Annotated in this window: 19 protein-coding genes; 11 read left to right on the top strand and 8 right to left on the bottom strand. The window is 61.4% G+C overall.

Features of this window, described 5'->3' with window-relative positions; all coding sequences use genetic code 11:
* Nucleotides 1–10: 10 nt before the first annotated feature.
* On the top strand, nucleotides 11–2,266 hold the full coding sequence (gene parC / locus AC0JZ4_RS17355) for a DNA topoisomerase IV subunit A (RefSeq protein ID WP_471887558.1): 2,256 nt from the start codon (nucleotides 11–13) through the stop codon (nucleotides 2,264–2,266).
* Between the two features lie 19 nt (nucleotides 2,267–2,285).
* On the opposite strand, the gene AC0JZ4_RS17350 is transcribed toward parC, so the two are convergent.
* The 6 genes from AC0JZ4_RS17350 to hemB form a co-directional block, all read right to left on the bottom strand.
* Entirely contained in the window at nucleotides 2,286–2,675 is a 390-nt protein-coding gene (locus AC0JZ4_RS17350) for a type II toxin-antitoxin system death-on-curing family toxin (protein WP_471887557.1), read from the bottom strand.
* Nucleotides 2,672–2,893, bottom strand: a complete 222-nt coding sequence (locus tag AC0JZ4_RS17345) for an AbrB/MazE/SpoVT family DNA-binding domain-containing protein (RefSeq protein WP_471887556.1) — start codon at nucleotides 2,891–2,893, stop codon at nucleotides 2,672–2,674. The genes AC0JZ4_RS17350 and AC0JZ4_RS17345 overlap by 4 nt, the downstream gene beginning before the upstream one ends.
* A 57-nt stretch (nucleotides 2,894–2,950) precedes the next feature.
* The gene (locus tag AC0JZ4_RS17340) at nucleotides 2,951–3,823 is read right to left on the bottom strand and encodes a DMT family transporter (RefSeq protein ID WP_471887555.1); all 873 of its coding nucleotides are present in this window, start codon (nucleotides 3,821–3,823) and stop codon (nucleotides 2,951–2,953) included.
* Nucleotides 3,824–3,827: 4 nt separating this feature from the next.
* Nucleotides 3,828–4,604 carry an arginyltransferase gene (locus AC0JZ4_RS17335; RefSeq protein ID WP_471887554.1) on the bottom strand — a complete coding sequence of 259 codons (777 nt, stop codon included), beginning with the start codon at nucleotides 4,602–4,604 and terminating at the stop codon, nucleotides 3,828–3,830.
* A gap of 134 nt (nucleotides 4,605–4,738) precedes the next feature.
* Nucleotides 4,739–5,197: an RDD family protein gene (locus AC0JZ4_RS17330; RefSeq protein ID WP_471887553.1), complete on the bottom strand. Its 459-nt coding sequence runs from the start codon at nucleotides 5,195–5,197 to the stop codon at nucleotides 4,739–4,741.
* A 67-nt stretch (nucleotides 5,198–5,264) separates the two neighbouring features.
* Nucleotides 5,265–6,275 (bottom strand): porphobilinogen synthase, encoded by a 1,011-nt coding sequence (hemB, locus tag AC0JZ4_RS17325; protein WP_471887552.1) that lies wholly within the window; start codon nucleotides 6,273–6,275, stop codon nucleotides 5,265–5,267.
* A 135-nt stretch (nucleotides 6,276–6,410) separates the two neighbouring features.
* Between hemB and AC0JZ4_RS17320 the strand changes: the two genes are divergently transcribed.
* Complete coding sequence (locus AC0JZ4_RS17320) at nucleotides 6,411–6,848, top strand: DUF6163 family protein (RefSeq protein ID WP_471887929.1); 438 nt, start codon at nucleotides 6,411–6,413, stop codon at nucleotides 6,846–6,848.
* Nucleotides 6,849–7,081: 233 nt separating this feature from the next.
* Entirely contained in the window at nucleotides 7,082–7,594 is a 513-nt protein-coding gene (gene ldtR, locus AC0JZ4_RS17315; RefSeq protein WP_471887551.1) for a transcriptional regulator LdtR, read from the top strand.
* A 175-nt stretch (nucleotides 7,595–7,769) separates the two neighbouring features.
* Here ldtR and AC0JZ4_RS17310 read toward each other — a convergent pair whose 3' ends face one another.
* A complete protein-coding gene (locus AC0JZ4_RS17310; RefSeq protein ID WP_471887550.1) occupies nucleotides 7,770–7,970 on the bottom strand; it encodes a hypothetical protein in 201 nt (66 codons plus the stop codon).
* A 324-nt stretch (nucleotides 7,971–8,294) separates the two neighbouring features.
* Between AC0JZ4_RS17310 and AC0JZ4_RS17305 the strand changes: the two genes are divergently transcribed.
* From AC0JZ4_RS17305 to AC0JZ4_RS17285, 5 genes are all read left to right on the top strand, one after another.
* Nucleotides 8,295–9,623: a L,D-transpeptidase family protein gene (locus tag AC0JZ4_RS17305; RefSeq protein ID WP_471887549.1), complete on the top strand. Its 1,329-nt coding sequence runs from the start codon at nucleotides 8,295–8,297 to the stop codon at nucleotides 9,621–9,623.
* A 178-nt stretch (nucleotides 9,624–9,801) separates the two neighbouring features.
* A complete protein-coding gene (gene glyA / locus AC0JZ4_RS17300) occupies nucleotides 9,802–11,091 on the top strand; it encodes a serine hydroxymethyltransferase (RefSeq protein WP_471887548.1) in 1,290 nt (429 codons plus the stop codon).
* Between the two features lie 18 nt (nucleotides 11,092–11,109).
* Nucleotides 11,110–11,589, top strand: coding sequence for a transcriptional regulator NrdR (gene nrdR / locus AC0JZ4_RS17295; RefSeq protein ID WP_471887547.1), 480 nt, complete (start codon nucleotides 11,110–11,112; stop codon nucleotides 11,587–11,589).
* 26 nt (nucleotides 11,590–11,615) lie between these two features.
* Nucleotides 11,616–12,671, top strand: coding sequence for a bifunctional diaminohydroxyphosphoribosylaminopyrimidine deaminase/5-amino-6-(5-phosphoribosylamino)uracil reductase RibD (gene ribD / locus AC0JZ4_RS17290; protein WP_471887928.1), 1,056 nt, complete (start codon nucleotides 11,616–11,618; stop codon nucleotides 12,669–12,671).
* Nucleotides 12,672–12,673: 2 nt separating this feature from the next.
* Nucleotides 12,674–13,288 (top strand): riboflavin synthase, encoded by a 615-nt coding sequence (locus tag AC0JZ4_RS17285; protein WP_471887546.1) that lies wholly within the window; start codon nucleotides 12,674–12,676, stop codon nucleotides 13,286–13,288.
* Between the two features lie 37 nt (nucleotides 13,289–13,325).
* Here the strand turns inward: AC0JZ4_RS17285 and AC0JZ4_RS17280 are convergent, their stop codons facing one another.
* Nucleotides 13,326–14,480: a GAF and HD-GYP domain-containing protein gene (locus tag AC0JZ4_RS17280; protein ID WP_471887545.1), complete on the bottom strand. Its 1,155-nt coding sequence runs from the start codon at nucleotides 14,478–14,480 to the stop codon at nucleotides 13,326–13,328.
* A 287-nt stretch (nucleotides 14,481–14,767) separates the two neighbouring features.
* Between AC0JZ4_RS17280 and ribH the strand changes: the two genes are divergently transcribed.
* Genes ribH through AC0JZ4_RS17265 form a run of 3 tightly spaced genes read left to right on the top strand, consistent with a single transcriptional unit; the run spans nucleotide 14,768 to nucleotide 16,955 of the window.
* Entirely contained in the window at nucleotides 14,768–15,229 is a 462-nt protein-coding gene (gene ribH / locus AC0JZ4_RS17275) for a 6,7-dimethyl-8-ribityllumazine synthase (protein WP_471887544.1), read from the top strand.
* On the top strand, nucleotides 15,229–15,720 hold the full coding sequence (nusB, locus tag AC0JZ4_RS17270) for a transcription antitermination factor NusB (protein WP_471887543.1): 492 nt from the start codon (nucleotides 15,229–15,231) through the stop codon (nucleotides 15,718–15,720). The genes ribH and nusB overlap by 1 nt, the downstream gene beginning before the upstream one ends.
* 11 nt (nucleotides 15,721–15,731) lie before the next feature.
* Nucleotides 15,732–16,955, top strand: coding sequence for an MFS transporter (locus tag AC0JZ4_RS17265; RefSeq protein WP_471887542.1), 1,224 nt, complete (start codon nucleotides 15,732–15,734; stop codon nucleotides 16,953–16,955).
* Nucleotides 16,956–17,113 lie beyond the last annotated feature (158 nt).

Below are 17,113 nucleotides of genomic sequence, written 5' to 3'. Positions count from 1 at the left end.
GGCAGGACGCATGGGACAGATCGTGAATCCGCCTGGCGGCGACGGCGGCGACAATATACAACCGGTGGACTTGAAGGCAGCGCTTGAAGAGCGCTACCTCGCCTATGCGCTTTCCACCATCATGCATCGTGCACTGCCGGACGTTCGCGACGGCCTGAAGCCCGTCCACCGCCGCATCGTCTATGCGATGAGCGAGATGGGTCTTCGCCCGAACACGGCCTTCCGCAAATGCGCCAAGATCGTCGGCGAAGTGATGGGTAACTATCACCCGCACGGTGACCAGGCGATCTATGATGCGCTGGCCCGTCTGGCGCAGGATTTCTCGCTGCGCTACCCGCTGGTCAACGGCCAGGGCAATTTCGGCAATATCGACGGCGATAGTCCCGCCGCGATGCGTTACACCGAAAGCAAGATGACGGCGGTAGCCGAGCTGCTGCTTGAGGGTATCGGTGAGGATGCTGTCGATTTCCGCGATACTTACGACGAGTCGAATTCCGAGCCGGTCGTTTTGCCGGGCGCCTTTCCTAACCTGCTCGCCAACGGTGCCACCGGCATCGCGGTCGGCATGGCGACCTCGATCCCGCCGCACAACGCCCACGAGCTTTGCGATGCGGCCCTGCATCTGATCAAGCATCCCGATGCAACGGTCGAAAAGCTGGTCGAGTTCATTCCCGGCCCGGATCTGCCGACCGGCGGCATCATCATCGACAGTCGCGAAAGCATCATCGAAAGTTACAAGACCGGCCGCGGCGGTTTTCGCGTTCGCGCCAAGTGGGAAGTGGAAGACCTCGGCCGCGGCGGCTACCAGATCGTCGTCACCGAAATTCCCTATCAGGTGCAGAAGTCGCGCCTGATCGAAAAGATCGCCGAACTGCTGATCGCCCGCAAGCTGCCGCTGCTCGACGATATCCGCGACGAGTCGGCCGAAGACGTGCGCGTCGTCATCGTGCCGAAGAGCCGCACGGTCGACGCGACGCTTCTGATGGAATCGATGTTCAAGCTCACCGAGCTTGAAAGCCGCATTCCGCTGAACATGAACGTGCTCTCCATGGGCCGCGTGCCCAGGGTGATGGCGATCAACGAAGTGCTGGTCGAATGGCTGGCGCACCGCAAGGAGGTGCTCGTCCGCCGATCGCAGCATCGTCTTGCCGCGATCGATCGTCGCCTGGAGATCCTCGGCGGTCTTCTCGTCGCCTATCTCAACATCGACGAAGTGATCCGCATCATCCGCGAGGAAGATGAGCCGAAGCCGGTGATGATGGAGCGCTGGGCGCTGACCGACATCCAGGTCGAGGCGATCCTCAACATGCGCCTTCGTGCATTGCGCAAGCTCGAGGAATTCGAGATCCGCACCGAGCACGACAACCTGACCAAGGAAAAGGCCGAGATCGAGGCGCTGCTCGCATCCGACGACAAGCAGTGGCGGATGATCGAGATCGAGATCCAGGACGTCAAGAAGAAGTATGCCAAGGCGACCGAGCTCGGCCGCCGCCGCACCCAGTTCGCCGACGCACCGGAAGCCGATCTCGAAGCCATCCAGCAGGCGATGATCGAGAAGGAGCCGATCACCATCGTCATTTCTCAGAAGGGCTGGATCCGCGCGCTGAAAGGTCATGTCGCCGATACGTCGGGCCTCACCTTCAAGGAGGGCGACGGGCCGAAGATCGCCTTCCCGGCACAGACGACCGACAAGCTGCTGCTCGTCACCACCGGCGGCAAGGTCTACACGCTCGGCGGCGACAAGCTGCCCGGCGGCCGTGGCCATGGCGAGCCGATCCGCATCATGGTCGACATGGAGAACGATCAGGACATCCTGACCGCCTTCGTCCACGATGCCAGCCGCAAGATGATCGTCTCCTCGACTGCAGGCTACGGCTTCATCGTTGCCGAGAGCGAGATGATCGCCAACACCCGCAAGGGCAAGCAGGTGATGAACGTGTCGATGCCGGACGAGACCAAGCTTGTCGTACCGGTCTCGGGCGATCACGTCGCAATCGTCGGCGAGAACCGCAAGATGGTTGTCTTCCCGCTGGAGCAGCTGCCGGAAATGACCCGCGGCAAGGGCGTGCGCCTGCAGCGCTACAAGGATGGCGGCATTTCCGACATCAAGTGTTTTGCCATGGACGCAGGCCTTTCCTGGGAGGACAGTGCCGGCCGCGCCTTCAACCGCAGCAGGGACGAGCTTCTGGAATGGATGGGCGATCGCGCCTCCGCCGGCCGCACCGTGCCCAAGGGATTCCCGCGCAGCGGCAAGTTTGCCGGGTAATCAAAGGGCCGGCAAGCAATCAGGGATAAGGGACGGTGTGATCGCGCAAGAAACGCGTCGCGCCGTCCTCGTCGATCTCGCCGGCTGCGACCGCGAGTACAAACGCGATGACATCGGCCTGACTCGCCTCGACCAAGTGGCCGTTGATCAGCAGAAACGTGAAGGCGGCCAGATAGGCAGTCCGCTTGTTACCATCGGAAAATGGGGGGGTGCGGGCGAAGCCAAAAAGATAAGCGGCGCCTAGGACGAAGAGGTCATCCTCGCCATAGGCGTTTTTATGCAATGGGCGTGCAAGAGCTGCTTCGAGCGCGTTCTCATCCTTCAAGCCTGGAAGGCCGCCGTGCTCTTCCAGCTGCTCCTGATGGATGATCTCGATTGCAAGACGCGACAGCCACTTGATGGCCGTCATTTTGCCAGTTCCCGAAGCGCTACCTTGTATTTCTCCATGCCGAGGCGTGCAGCTTTCAGCTGTTCGGCGAGATCGGCCTCCTCGGGAACAAGGGTGATACTGCCCTTTTCCTCCCGGATTTCCACGCTGTCGCCCGCCTTCAGGCCCAACCGGTCGAGAACTTCCTTTGGAATGATCACGCCCTCCGAATTGCCGATTTTGCGAATTGTCGTGTTCATCTTCGTCCTCATGTTCTAACTGCGTTATAACATGAGGTGTGACGCGCGGCAATCAAGTCACGATTGCTGCGATATCGTTCGTTCCCAGCGCATCTGCCACACCGCATGGCCGATGAGCGCCAGGATCAGGATCGCGCCGCCCAAAAGCGTGCGGCCGTGCATTGCCTCGGCGAAGATCAGCCAGACCCATATCGGCGCCAGCACCGTCTCGAGCAGGTAGCACATGCCGACCTCGGCGCCCGTCAGGTATTTCGGACCGGTCGCGAGGCACCAGAATGCAAGCGGCAACAGCACCAGGCCGTCGAGCAGCACCCAGAAGGGAAGGGGAATGGAGGTCAGCCCGCCCGGCTGCATCATGGACAGGCCGACGATCGCCGGAATGATTGTCGCGACCAGCGGCACGAGACCGAGATCGATGCGTGTCTTGCGACCGATGCTGATTGCGCCGGCAAGCAGCAATGTGGTCAGAAACGCCGAGAGATTGCCGAGCCACTCGCCGCTAGACAGCCCGCCGGAGACGATAAGGCCGACACCGAACACCATCACGATCATTGTGATCCACGTCGCCCGCGTCGGTCGCTCTCTAAGGAAGAGCCAACCGAAAAGCGCCGCAAACATCGGCGTGAAAGCGACGATGAAGACGACGTTGGCGGTTGCCGTGTTGAACACGCCGCCAAGAAAGGTGATGGTGGAGAGCCCGTAGAACAGTCCTGCGAGCAATCCTGCCTTGCCGGGCCTGAGTGCGGTGTTGGCAGGGTTCAGCCTGCGGATCAGCAGCCAGATCGCCATGCCGAGGATGAAGGTCGAGAGGCTGCGCAGCGCCAGCGTCTGCCACAGTTCGCCGCCGCCGAGCCGCACCAGCGGTACGTCGAAGGACAGCGCGACGCCGCCGAGACCCGTAATCAGCAAGCCTCTGCGGTGGATGTTCATCGATCTAGCGCCTGTCGGCTTCTTGGGAGGCGAAGGGGAATGCCCGTTCCCAGCCGCGCGCCGTCAACTGTTCCTGCGGCTGATAGCGCGTCTTGTAGTCCATCTTGGAGGATCCCTTGACCCAGTAGCCGAGATAGACATGCGGCAGGCCGAGCGCCTGGGTGCGGCTGATATGGTCGAGGATCATGTAGGTGCCGAGCGAGCGCCTGTCGGCCTTCGGATTGAAGAAGGAATAGACCATCGACATCCCGTCGCTCATCATGTCGGTCAGCGCAACCGCGATCAATTCGCCTTTCGCGTCATCGCTGATGCCGTGGCCGGGTTCGCGAATACGGTATTCGATCAGCCGCGTGTTCACATGGCTGTCCTCCACCATGATCGCATAGTCGAGAGCCGACATGTCCGACATGCCGCCGTGCTGGTGGCGGTCATCGAGATAGCGGCGAAACAGGCCGAACTGCTCGGTGGATGGCTGGGCAGGCTGGATTGTCGAGACAATATCCCGGTTGAAGTTGATCACCCGCTTCATTGATCGCGTCGGCTCGAACTCCCCGGCGAGGATGCGCACCGAGACGCAGGCGCGACAGGCCTCGCAGGCGGGGCGGTAGGCGATGTTCTGCGATCGTCTGAAACCGCCTTGGGTGAGAAGGTCGTTCATTTCCGCCGCGCGGGGGCCGACGAGGTGGGTAAACACCTTGCGCTCCATCTCGCCCGACAGATAGGGACAAACTGCCGGAGCCGTCAGATAGAACTGCGGTGAAGGCGTCGCCTGCGTATTCATCTCGTCGTAGCCGGTCCCGTCGTCGTTATGGGAAAGTCATACCATGGCGCATATATGGAAAACGTCAACCGTGGGCCTGCAGGCGCGCGGTATTGCGCGCCCGTCGACAGCAACAATCCTGTGATTATTGTCTCTTACGAGGTCCGGACGATGACGGTGCCGAGAAGCATGTCGTGCACGAGGCGCGATTTCTCGGTGAACAGGCCGGCAAGCAGGATCAGCGGCGTCAGCACCGAGTTGATCAGCCAGAAGAGGACGGTGTGCACCATGGCTGTCATGAAGTCGAGGCGGCGTCCGTCCATCCGCATCAGCATGATACCCATGGCCCGCATGCCGGGCGAGGCCTGTGATGGGCCGCCGAGCGTCATGCCGAAATAGAGGATCGCGACGATCACGAACAGCGCCGGGTAGAGCATGAAGCCGAGGCCAAGCGTGATGATGCCGAGGAAGAAGACGATGACCGCTGCGGGAATGCACAGCAGAAGCACGATCACGTAGTCGATGATGAAGGCAAACACCCGGCGCGAAAGAACGCCGCTATAGGCGCGCCAGTCTTCCGGTGCGGCATAGGTCGGGTTCGGTTCGATACTCATCGGCGCGTAGTCTCCTTGGGTTTCCCCAGAGATATGGTGGGGAAACCGGATTTTCACAAGTCCCGGCCTATTTGCCGGCAAGTTTCTTCGCCACGTCCATGGCGAAATAGGTGAGGATACCGTCGCAGCCGGCGCGCTTGAAGCAGAGAAGCGTCTCCATCATGATCCGCTCGCCGTCGATCCAGCCGTTCATAGCTGCCGCCTTGATCTGCGAATACTCGCCCGAGACCTGATAGGCATAGGTTGGAAGCCCGAAGGCTTCCTTCACGCGCCAACAGATGTCGAGATAGGCGATGCCGGGCTTGACCATCATCATGTCGGCGCCTTCCTCGACATCGAGTGCGGCATCGCGCAGCGCCTCGGTGCCGTTGGCCGGCGAGATGTAATAGGAATTCTTGTCGCCCTTCAGAAGCCCACCGGTGTTGATCGCCTCGCGATAGGGGCCATAGAATCCTGACGAGAATTTCGTCGCATAGGACATGATGCCGACATCCTGGTGGCCGGCCGCGTCAAGCCCGCGGCGGATGGCGCCGATGCGTCCGTCCATCATTTCCGACGGCGAGATGATGTCGGCGCCGGCATCGGCCTGCATGATCGCGGCTTTGACCACCTGGTCGACCGTCTCGTCATTGACGATGACGCCGTCGCGCAGGATGCCGTCGTGACCGTGGCTTGTGAAAGGGTCGAGCGCGACGTCGGTGATCAGGCCGATATTCGGCACCGCCTTCTTTGCCTCGCGGATGAACCGGTTCATCAGGTTGTCGCGGTCGAGAATGGCCGAACCCGTCGGGTCGCGCAGTTCCATCTCGATGTCGGGGAAGGGGGCGATTGCCGGAATGCCGAGATCGGCAGCCTGCCTGACGGCTTCGACCGCCTTGTCGACGCTCATCCGGTTGACGCCCGGCATGGCCGGGATCGGATCGACGACGCCGGTGCCGTGAGTGATGAAGATCGGCCAGATCAGGTCGTCCACTGTCAGCCGGTTTTCCTGCACCATGCGACGCGTCCAGTCCGCCTTGCGGTTGCGTCGCATGCGGCGATGTCCGGTGATTTCGTCGACGAGATGCGTCTTGTCCATGACGGTGGCTCCATTGCATGCTGAGTTGCCGGCTCAATAGCATGCGACAAGTTGTTTATGAATGGGCTGGATCAGGCATTGCTGCCATGCGCGTGGCTGGCGGCTGCCGCCATGCCTCTGTATATCATTGTCGTCATGGAACCTGATAAACCTTCTACGCCGCGGCGCACGTTGACCGAGCTTCTTTTCGTCTTCTTCCTGAGGATGATCGCGATCACCTGTTTCTGGTTCGGTCTGCAATATTGGGCGATGCTCGTCGGCTATTCGCTGGATGGTCAGGCACGCTTCGACCTGCTCAATCTTCCCTGGCGTGTCGTCGCGCCGACGCTCGCCGTGCTTTTCCCGGTCACCGCGCTCGGTCTGTGGCTGACGGCCGCCTGGGGCGCCGTGCTCTGGGCAATCGCCGCGATCATCCAGATTTTGATGTATGTCGTCTGGCCGGATCTGTTCGGAGAGAACACGCTGGTGCCCATTCTGCACGTGCTTGTGGCCACCCTTTATGTCGTCTTCCGGGTCTCCATGTGGCTGGATGAGCGCCGCAAGGAGGAACGGGTAAGGACTGATTTACCATGATCCTAAAGGCAAATAGGTTGGATTTTATCTAATTTTTCGACGTAACCTATTGAAAATAATGGTGTGAATTCGGTGTTCGGGGGTGGTCGCCACAGTGCCGCCGGAATTGGAAAATGCAGGCAAGGTTTTGTTAACCAGGTGTTTTAAGTCGAATTTTAAAAGCATTCGATAGGGTCTGTCTCAAGGCGGGAACAAACAAACACACCGCCAAACAAAACAGTGAGGCAGTTATCATGAACACCAAGCTCAAGCCGCAGGCACCGGCAGTCGCAGACATCCAGGAAGACACCATCCGCTCGCTCTACATGGAGTCGCTGCATCTGGTCGAACGTCTTCACCGCCGCCTTCTCGACGTCATCAAGGACGAGTTCGACCGCCAGGGTCGCGACGACGTCAACGCAGTCCAGGCGCTTCTTCTCTTCAACATCGGCAACTCGGAACTGACTGCCGGTGAACTTCGCTCCCGCGGTTACTACCTCGGCTCGAACGTTTCCTACAACGTCAAGAAGCTGGTCGATCTCGGCTTCATCAACCACTCCCGCTCGCGCATCGACCGTCGCTCGGTCCGTATCAGCCTGACGCCGGCCGGCCAGCAGATCGCCGAAACCGTCGCCAAGCTCTATGAGCGCCACATCGGCTCGATCGAAAAGGTCGGCGGCATCGGCGAAGGCGAGTTCTCGCAGATGAACAAGCTGCTCCAGCGTCTCGACCGCTTCTGGAACGACTCGATCGCCTACCGGATGTAATGAGACGCGTGCCCTCAAGCCACTGAGGGCAATCCGGAAGGTCCGGCGTTACTCATTTCCTCCAGTCATGCGGTGACGCACAAAGCAAAACGGAGCGTTTTCAGGCGCTCCGTTTTGCTTTTTCGTACGTTCCATCCGCTTGCCCCATGTCGCAATGGGGCGTCTGGCGCGATGCTCAGCCCTCGACGGCGGTGATCCGGCTCACGTCGACGATCACGTCCTGCCATGCTGTCGGCTTGTAGCCGCGAACCTGCTGCGGCCATTCGCATATGCCGTCCTCGTTGACATAGCCGACCCACTGGGCGCTCGCGAGATGATCGAACAACAGAAACACAAGCTTGTTCGGCGCCAACGTATGTGTTGGGTTCCAGGTCACGACGTTCCCCCTCTTATTACAAGCCGTTACAATTAGTCCTGTCGGCTTGCATGAAGCTTTCGCTGGGCGCTTTCGGTCGCGGGCGGCGTATCGGTAGGGGCATAGGCGGGGATGCCACCCCGGTCACACGGGTTCGTGAACCGGCGTTTACCGACACGAATTGGCCATATTGCTATGGGACCCGGCAAGTTCAAGCAATTGGTGAGATGGCGTTATTCGGCAGGCAGCTGGCACAGGATCGAGGTGCGGCGGCTTGGCTTTTGCGTCTTTTTAACCATATCCCTGTAACCCTCGTGTGTTGACCGGGATCAGATGGATAGGATGATGTCGAAAAAGATCGGACCTGAACTTCTCTCTCGCCGCTCCCTGCTGCGCACTGCCGCGTCTGCGGGTGCCGCAGCTCTCGCTGTGCCGGCCATGGCCCAGAGCCCGATCGATGCCCTGATCAACGCACCGCGTCGCGGAAGCTGGGATGATCAGTTCGATGCGCGCGGTTCGCGCTCTGCGGCAGGCGTTGCATCCAACAATCCTGTTCTCGGCTCCGAAGGCCCTGCCAACATCCAGCAGGCGATCTTCGCCTACCAGCAGATCGTCTCCAACGGTGGCTGGCCGGAAGTCGGCTCTGGCACCCGCCTGCAACTCGGCGTGGTCGATCCGGGCGTTCAGAACCTGCGTCGCCGCCTGATGATCGCTGGCGACCTCGATCAGTCTGCGGGTCTGTCGAACTCCTTCGACAGCAATGTCGATGGCGCCGTGAAGCGTTTCCAGGCCCGTCACGGCCTGCCGACCGATGGCGTTCTCGGCGAATTTTCGCTCAAAGCGATGAACGTGCCTGCCCAGACGCGTCTGATGCAGCTTGAAACCAATCTTGTGCGGCTTCAGTCGATGTCCGGCGACCTCGGTCCTCGCTACATGATGGTCAACATTCCGGCCGCCTACGTGGAAGCCGTCGAGAACGACCGAGTGGCCCTGCGCAACACCGCCGTCGTCGGTCGTATCGACCGCCCGACGCATGCCATCAACTCGAAGGTCTACGAGGTTATCCTCAACCCTTACTGGACGGCGCCTCGCTCGATCATCGAGAAGGATATCGTGCCGTTGATGCGCAAGGACCCGACTTATCTGACACGCAACCAGATCCGCCTGTTCGATGGCCGTGGTCAGGAAGTTTCGCCGGAGACCGTCGACTGGAACGCGCCGAAGGCACCGAACCTGATGTTCCGTCAGGATCCGGGCAAGATCAATGCCATGGCTTCGACGAAGATCAACTTCCACAACCCGAACAACGAATACATGCACGACACGCCCCAGCAGGGCCTGTTCAACAAGCTTATTCGTTTCGAATCCTCGGGCTGTATCCGCGTCCAGAACGTCCGCGACCTGAACGCCTGGCTGCTGCGCGATACGCCCGGCTGGTCGCGTCAGGAAATGGAACGCGTCATCGCGACGCGCCAGAACACGCCGATCAAGCTCTCCCAGGAAGTGCCGGTCTATATCGTCTACATCACCGCATGGTCGGCCAAGGACCAGGTTGTGCAGTTCCGCGACGATATCTACCAGAAGGACGGCAACCAGGAACTGGCGCTGCAGACCACGACCGGTATCGAACAGCGTCAGGGCGCGATCACCGAAAGCGACATGCTGCCGCAGTAATCTTTTTGCTACCGACCGATTTCAACAGGCCGCGTCCTTGCAAGAGGGCGCGGCCTTTGTGTTTCTGCTCTCCATGGCCGTCCCTGACGTGCAAATGTCGCGCGCCGTATTGCCCTTGCGCGGGCAGGGCGCTAAGACGCCTCACACTGCTTGCCATCCCTTTCGTGGAGCCTCGTCAATGTCGAATACCGAAGTCTTCTTCTCCCGCCCGCTTGCCGAAACCGATCCGGAAATCTTCGGTTCGATCCAGAAGGAGCTCGGTCGCCAGCGCCACGAGATCGAACTGATCGCATCGGAAAACATCGTTTCCCGCGCCGTGCTCGAAGCCCAGGGCTCGATCATGACCAACAAGTATGCCGAAGGCTATCCGGGCAAGCGTTATTACGGCGGCTGCCAGTTCGTCGATATCGCCGAAGAACTTGCGATCGAACGTGCCAAGAAGCTGTTCGGCGTCAACTTCGCAAACGTCCAGCCGAATTCCGGTTCGCAGATGAACCAGGCCGTCTTCCTCGCGCTGCTGCAGCCGGGCGACACGTTCATGGGCCTCGACCTCAACTCGGGCGGTCACCTGACCCACGGCTCGCCGGTCAACATGTCCGGTAAATGGTTCAACGTCGTGTCCTACGGTGTTCGTGAAGACGACAACCTGCTCGACATGGACGACGTTGCCGCCAAGGCACGCGAACACAAGCCGAAGCTGATCATCGCCGGCGGCACCGCTTACTCCCGCATCTGGGACTGGAAGCGTTTCCGCGAGATTGCCGATGAAGTCGGCGCATACCTGATGGTCGATATGGCGCATATCGCCGGTCTCGTGGCCGGTGGCCAGCATCCGTCGCCGTTCCCGCATTGCCACGTCGCCACGACCACGACCCACAAGTCGCTGCGCGGCCCGCGCGGCGGCGTTATCCTCACCAATGACGAGGATCTGGCGAAGAAGTTCAACTCGGCCGTCTTCCCCGGCCTGCAGGGCGGTCCGCTGATGCACATCATCGCCGCTAAGGCCGTTGCCTTCGGCGAGGCGTTGCAGCCCGACTTCAAGGATTATGCAGCCCAGATCGTCAAGAACGCCAAGGCGCTGTCGGAAACGCTGGTGGCCGGCGGTCTCGACATCGTATCGGGCGGCACCGACAACCATCTGATGCTGGTCGACCTGCGCAAGAAGAACGCCACCGGCAAGCGCGCCGAAGCGGCTCTCGGTCGTGGTTACATCACCTGCAACAAGAACGGCATCCCGTTCGATCCTGAAAAGCCTTTCGTTACCTCCGGCGTCCGTCTCGGCACGCCGGCCGGCACGACACGTGGCTTCAAGGAAGCCGAGTTCAAGGAAATCGGCAACCTCATCGTCGAGGTTCTCGATGGCCTCAAGACGGCCAATTCGGATGAAGGCAATGCCGCTGTCGAAGCCGCCGTTCGTGAAAAGGTCGTCGCCCTGACGGACCGTTTCCCGATGTACCCTTACCTCTAAGAAAAACGAGGAGACGGCATGCGCTGCCCCTTCTGCGGCTCGGAAGATACCCAGGTCAAGGATTCGCGTCCGGCGGAGGATTTCACCTCCATCCGCCGGCGGCGCATCTGCCCGGATTGCGGCGGCCGTTTCACCACCTTCGAACGCGTACAGCTGCGCGAGCTGATGGTGCTGAAGAAGACCGGCCGCAAGGTGCCGTTTGCCCGCGACAAGCTGGTGCGATCCTTCCAGATCGCGCTGCGCAAGCGCCCGGTCGATGCCGACCGCATCGAGCGTGCCGTCTCCGGCATCGTTCGTCGTCTGGAAAGCTCGGGCGAAGCGGAGATCTCGTCCGAACAGATCGGCCTGCAGGTACTCGAAGCCTTGAAAAGCCTCGATGACGTCGGCTTCGTCCGCTATGCCTCGGTCTATCGCGATTTCTCCCACGCGGAGGATTTCGAGAAGGTGATCGAGGAGATCAATGCCAGGATCGGCCGCGATCCGGGGCTGGACAATTGACCGGTGCGCCGGACGACCAGCGCTTCATGGCAGCTGCCCTGCGGCTGTCCATGTGGCACTCCGGTCTGACGGCGACCAACCCTTCCGTCGGCTGCATCGTCGTCAAGGATGGCGCGATCGTCGGGCAGGCGGTGACGGCCCTTGGTGGTCGCCCGCATGCCGAAACTCAGGCGCTTGCCGTCGCCGGTGACATGGCGAAGGGCGCCACCGCCTATGTCACGCTCGAACCCTGCTCCCATCACGGCCGCACCCCCCCCTGCGCCAATGCGCTCGTTGCCGCCGGCATCGCCCGCGTCGTCGTCTGTCTCAATGATCCCGATCCGCGTGTTTCCGGCCGCGGCTTCGGCATCCTGCGGGAGGCCGGTATCGTCGTCGAGACCGGGCTTCTGGAAGAGGAGGGCCGTCGCGTCTTGGCAGCCTATCTCGAGCGTCAGACGAAGGGTCGCCCCTATGTGACTCTGAAGCTTGCGGTTTCCGCCGATGGCATGATGGGCAGGCCGGGTGAGGAAGTCGTGGTCACAGGGCCTAGATCGCGTGCACAGGTCCACATGATGCGCGCCGAGAATGATGCCATTCTCGTCGGCATCGGCACGGCGCTGACCGACGATCCCGAACTGACGGTGCGCCTGCCGGGGCTTGAGGGCCGCTCGCCCCTGCGCATCGTCCTCGACCGCCGGCTGGAGCTGCCGCTGACGTCGAAACTCGTCATGTCCGCCAAGACCGTTCCGGTGATCGCGGTGACCGATCCCTTCTGCGAGGCGCATCCGTCGAGCGAGGAAAAGCTCCGCGCCCTGATGTCCGCCGGTGTCGAGATCCTGCAAGTGGCGAACCTTGCCGATCTGCTCGCCAACCTTGCGACCCGCGGCATCTCCTCGCTGATGGTCGAGGGAGGCGCGCGCGTCGCCCGTGATTTCATCAAGGCCGATCTGGTTGACCGTCTGGTCTTCTCCCGCTCCGACCTCGTCGTCGGCGAGGGCGGGCTTGAAGCGCCGTTCACGCCAACCGATATTCCGGCAGGATTTCATTGCGTTCGCGACGAGCGCTTCGGCGCCGATCGCTGGATCGAATACGAAAGAGGCTGATTATGTTTACCGGTATTGTCACGGACGTCGGCACGGTTGCGGAACTGACCCCCCTCGATGAAGGCGTCAAGCTGCGCATCGCCACCAACTATGATCCGAAGACCATCGATCTCGGCGCCTCCATCGCCCATGGCGGCGTCTGCCTGACGGTCACGACGCTGCCGGAAGATGGCAGCAACGAGCGCTGGTTCGAGGTCGAGGCCTGGGAAGAGGCGCTGCGTCTGACGACGATCGCCTCCTGGACCAAGGGTACGCGGATCAATCTCGAGCGGGCGTTGAAGATCGGCGACGAACTCGGCGGCCACATCGTCTCCGGCCATGTGGATGGAAAGGCGGAAATTCTCGCTGTCGAGCCGGAAGGCGAGGCGGTCCGCATCACCCTGCGCGCACCGGAAGAACTGGCCCGCTTCGTCGCACCGAAGGGATCGGTGGCGCTCGACGGCACGTCGCTGACGGTCAATGCCGTGAACGGCACCGATTTCGATATCCTGCTGATCCGTCACACGCTGTCCGTTACCACATGGGGTGACCGCAAGCCGGGCGATTTCATCAATTTTGAAGTCGATACGATGGCGCGCTATGCCGCCCGCCTTGCCGAATTCCCGGCAAGGGCCTGATCGGCCAGGGCTTTTTAACGCCAGGTTCTGCAGCCGATCAGACGGCCTGATTAAACTGCCGGTGGATCGCGGCAAATTGCGGTGCGATCTCGTCGAAAGCGGCAACGACGGCCGGGTCGAAATGTTTTCCGCTTTCGCGGGTGATGATATCGACAGCCTCGTCATGCGTCATCGCCGGCTTGTAGATGCGCTCCGAGACGAGCGCGTCATACACATCGGCAACGGCCATGATGCGGCCGGCGAGCGGAATGTCTTCCCCCTTCAGGCCACGCGGATAGCCGCTGCCATCCCACCGCTCGTGGTGGCAATGGGCGATTTCCTTGGCGAGGCTGAGAAAGGGATTGCTCGACCCGATATAGCGCTCGGCGGTGGCGATCGCCGCCCGGCCGAGATCTGCATGGGTCTTCATGATGGCGAATTCTTCCAGGTCGAGCCGCCCCGGCTTTTGCAGGATGCGGTCCGGAATGCCGACCTTGCCGATATCGTGCAGCGGCGCCGACTTGTAGAGCAGGTCGACGAATTCCTCGTCCAGCCCTTCCGTTTCCGGCTGCCGGCGATTGAGCGCTTCGGCGAGTGCGCGCACATAATGCTGCGTGCGGCGGATATGGTCGCCCGTCTCGTGGTCGCGGGTTTCGGCAAGCGACGCCATCGCCAGGATCATCGCGTCGCGGGCGCGCGCCGCTTCGTCGCGGGCCGCAGCCAGCGAATTGGTCAAGGCCACATTGGCCATGGCGACCGCCGCCGTGTTGGCGATGCGCTGCAGGCGGTAGACGCTTTCCGAAGGCGGCGGTCCGGGAACGGCCCAGTAGGCGCCGATCGCGCCCAGCGGATCGCCGGGACGCAAAGGCACCATGGCCAGGCTTTTCACGAATGTCGGGCGGTAGGCGTCATGCGGTATGCGCGCATCATTGTAGATGTCGTCTATGACGACCACTTCCGAATGCGCCATGGCCCATCCGGAAATGCAGGACGCCATCGGAAAGCGCTGCCCCTTCCACAGGGGCGAGATTGCATCCTCGTCGACATAATAGCACTCGTTGCGCTCGCGCAGGATGAAGGCGAGCCCGTCCGCACCGATCAGGCGGCGCGCCGAACCCCTGACGACGGCCATGATCTCATCAAGGCCTCGCGCCATGGAAATATCCAGAAGCAGGGTGTCCATGTCATCCAGGACAAATCTCTCAGTGGTCATAGCCGCGTCCATGTCCGTGATCTATATAGAAGATGTCTAATAAGTCGAATGTGGCAAGGGCGACATTAGCGATTTCTACTAGTTTAGCAGATGTTTCATTTCAGAATAGATGGCGGATGCATAGAAACACATTGTTAATATATTTGGACGGGCGCTTTTGTCGGTCTATGTGACAGACACACGCCTCCTGCGCGCAAAATCGCTTGCCAACGGCCGCGCGGCATGTTTTGACCGCGCCCAAGCTTATGGCCCCGTTTGTGTGTCGGGCCAACTACCCGAGGTTACCCATGTCATCTGAACCCGCTCCTCACATCCTGATCGTCGAAGCTCGTTTTTACGACGATATGGCCGATGCTCTGCTCGACGGCGCAACGACGGCTCTCAAGGACGCGGGCGCGACCTATGACGTGATCACGGTTCCCGGCGCGCTGGAAATCCCCCCGGCGATCGCCATGGCGCTCGACGCGGCGGAGCAGGGCGGCACCGAATACGAGGGCTTTGTCGCGCTCGGCATGGTCATCCGTGGCGAAACCTATCACTTCGACATCGTCTCGAACGAATCCTCGCGCGCGCTGATGGACCTTGCCGTGTCCGAATCGCTTGCGATCGGTAACGGCATCATGACCGTCGAGAACGATGAGCAGGCCTGGGCGCGCGTTCGCCGTTCAGACAAGGACAAGGGCGGCTTTGCAGCCCGCGCCGCACTTTCGATGATCGCGCTCCGCGAAAAGCTGAATGGTGCACGCTGATGTCCAACGAGCAGGAAAAGCAGACCCCTGAAAAGCTGGTCAAGACCGTCAACCAGCGCGGCGCGGCGCGTCTCGCCGCCGTGCAGGCGCTCTACCAGATGGATATCGGCGGAACGGGCGTTCTCGAAGTCGTGGCCGAATACGAGGCACATCGCCTGGGCCAGGAACTGGACGGCGATACCTACCTGAAGGCCGATCCGTCGTGGTTCCGCTCGATCGTTTCCGGCGTCGTGCGCGACCAGCAGAAGATCGATCCGATCATCCGCTCCTCGCTGCAGGAAGACTGGCCGCTGTCGCGCCTCGATACGACGCTGCGCGCCATCCTGCGTGCCGGCACGTTCGAGCTGCTCGAGCGCAAGGATGTTCCGATCCCGGTCATCGTCACCGAATATGTCGAGATCGCCCGTGCCTTCTTCGAGGAGGACGAGCCGCGCGTCGTCAACGCGGTTCTCGACCGGATTGCCAAGCAAGTTCGCAGCGACAAGAAGTAGGCGGTAGGCACATGGATGGCGTGGCGGACGGTCTTCAGGCGCAGATGCGTTCGGCCCGCCGCAATGTCGCGCTGCTTGCCGGCACCCAGGCCATTCTGGGCGCTGCCGCGCCGCTCTCCATTTCCATCGGCTCGCTTGCCGGCTACCAGTTGCTTGGCGACGACAAGTCGCTGGCCACCGCGCCGATCACGGCATTCAATGTCGGCACCGCCTGTGGTGCCGTCGTCATCGCCATTCTGTCGCGGTTCCTGGGGCGGCGCGAGGCCTTCATCTTCGGTTGCCTCGTCGGCGCTTGCGGCGGCGCTGTTGCCGCGATCGCGCTCTTTCGCGGTGACTTCTGGATGTTTGCCGCAGCCCTTCTGATGATCGGCACCTGTGCGGGCTTCACCCAGAAGATCCGCTTTGCCGCTGCCGACGCTTCCCCGTCTTCCTACAAGCCCAAAGCCATCTCCTGGATACTCGGCGCCGGTATCGTTTCCGCCGTCATCGGTCCGCAGATCGCCATCTGGGCCAAGGACCTGCTCTGGCCGGTCACCTTTGCCGGCGCCTTTATTGCCCTGATCCCTCTCTGCCTCGCGTCGATCGGCATTCTCGCCTTCCTCAGGCTTCCGACGGCCAAGGCAGCTGCCCATGCGGATCAGCCGGCGCGACCGCTGAAGGAAATCGTCCTGACGCAGCGGTTCATGACGGGCATGATCTGCGGCATCTGCATCTACGCACTGATGACCTTCGTCATGACCGGTGCGCCGCTCGCCATGGTCATCGGTTGCGGTTTTCCGACCGAAATGGCGACGCTCGGCATCCAGTGGCACGTGCTTGCCATGTTCGGCCCGAGCTTTTTCACCGGCGCGCTGATTGCACGCTTCGGCGCGGAAAAGATCGTTGCGGCCGGCCTCTTCACCATGATGGCCTGTGCCATTGTCGCGCATATGGGCATCGAGCTCTGGAATTTCTGGGGCGCGCTCGTACTGCTCGGCATCGGCTGGAATTTCGGCTTCATCGGCTCGACAGCCATCGTCGCCTCAAGCTACCGGCCGCAGGAAGCCGACAAGGTGCAGGGCTTTCACGACATCGTCCTGTTCGGCACGGTGGCGCTGTCGTCCTTCTCCTCCGGCAAGGTCTTCGTCACCTGGGGCTGGTCCTTCATCAACATGGTGATCTGGCCGGTGAGCATCCTCTGCCTCGTCTTGATCGCCGCTCTTCTCTTCAGGCGCGCGCCGTCCAGAGCCGCCTGACGGTTCTGCGCTGCCTGCGTCGTTTCGCCTCTTGCGGTTGCAGGGCTTGACGGCATTTCATCTCCACCGCAATCTCGCCCGCACGGCGGCAACGCTTCCTTGGGAGGGGAGGGCGGCCGCCTTGGGACTGCACGGCCGGATATTGGTCCGGCATCTGG

The sequence above is a fragment of the [Rhizobium] kunmingense genome (assembly GCF_977018605.1).
This window is presented reverse-complemented; position numbering and strand designations above follow the sequence as displayed.

Coding starts and splice junctions, on each gene's coding strand:
- AC0JZ4_RS17320 (WP_471887929.1), top strand. CDS start 6,411: ATGGAACCTGATAAACCTTCTACGCCGCGGCGCACGTTGACCGAGCTT.
- nrdR (WP_471887547.1), top strand. CDS start 11,110: ATGCGCTGCCCCTTCTGCGGCTCGGAAGATACCCAGGTCAAGGATTCG.
- glyA (WP_471887548.1), top strand. CDS start 9,802: ATGTCGAATACCGAAGTCTTCTTCTCCCGCCCGCTTGCCGAAACCGAT.
- ldtR (WP_471887551.1), top strand. CDS start 7,082: ATGAACACCAAGCTCAAGCCGCAGGCACCGGCAGTCGCAGACATCCAG.
- AC0JZ4_RS17305 (WP_471887549.1), top strand. CDS start 8,295: ATGTCGAAAAAGATCGGACCTGAACTTCTCTCTCGCCGCTCCCTGCTG.
- AC0JZ4_RS17285 (WP_471887546.1), top strand. CDS start 12,674: ATGTTTACCGGTATTGTCACGGACGTCGGCACGGTTGCGGAACTGACC.
- AC0JZ4_RS17345 (WP_471887556.1), bottom strand. CDS start 2,893: ATGAACACGACAATTCGCAAAATCGGCAATTCGGAGGGCGTGATCATT.
- AC0JZ4_RS17340 (WP_471887555.1), bottom strand. CDS start 3,823: ATGAACATCCACCGCAGAGGCTTGCTGATTACGGGTCTCGGCGGCGTC.
- parC (WP_471887558.1), top strand. CDS start 11: ATGGGACAGATCGTGAATCCGCCTGGCGGCGACGGCGGCGACAATATA.
- ribH (WP_471887544.1), top strand. CDS start 14,768: ATGTCATCTGAACCCGCTCCTCACATCCTGATCGTCGAAGCTCGTTTT.
- AC0JZ4_RS17335 (WP_471887554.1), bottom strand. CDS start 4,604: ATGAATACGCAGGCGACGCCTTCACCGCAGTTCTATCTGACGGCTCCG.
- ribD (WP_471887928.1), top strand. CDS start 11,616: ATGGCAGCTGCCCTGCGGCTGTCCATGTGGCACTCCGGTCTGACGGCG.
- nusB (WP_471887543.1), top strand. CDS start 15,229: ATGTCCAACGAGCAGGAAAAGCAGACCCCTGAAAAGCTGGTCAAGACC.
- AC0JZ4_RS17350 (WP_471887557.1), bottom strand. CDS start 2,675: ATGACGGCCATCAAGTGGCTGTCGCGTCTTGCAATCGAGATCATCCAT.
- AC0JZ4_RS17265 (WP_471887542.1), top strand. CDS start 15,732: ATGGATGGCGTGGCGGACGGTCTTCAGGCGCAGATGCGTTCGGCCCGC.
- AC0JZ4_RS17330 (WP_471887553.1), bottom strand. CDS start 5,197: ATGAGTATCGAACCGAACCCGACCTATGCCGCACCGGAAGACTGGCGC.
- AC0JZ4_RS17280 (WP_471887545.1), bottom strand. CDS start 14,480: ATGACCACTGAGAGATTTGTCCTGGATGACATGGACACCCTGCTTCTG.
- hemB (WP_471887552.1), bottom strand. CDS start 6,275: ATGGACAAGACGCATCTCGTCGACGAAATCACCGGACATCGCCGCATG.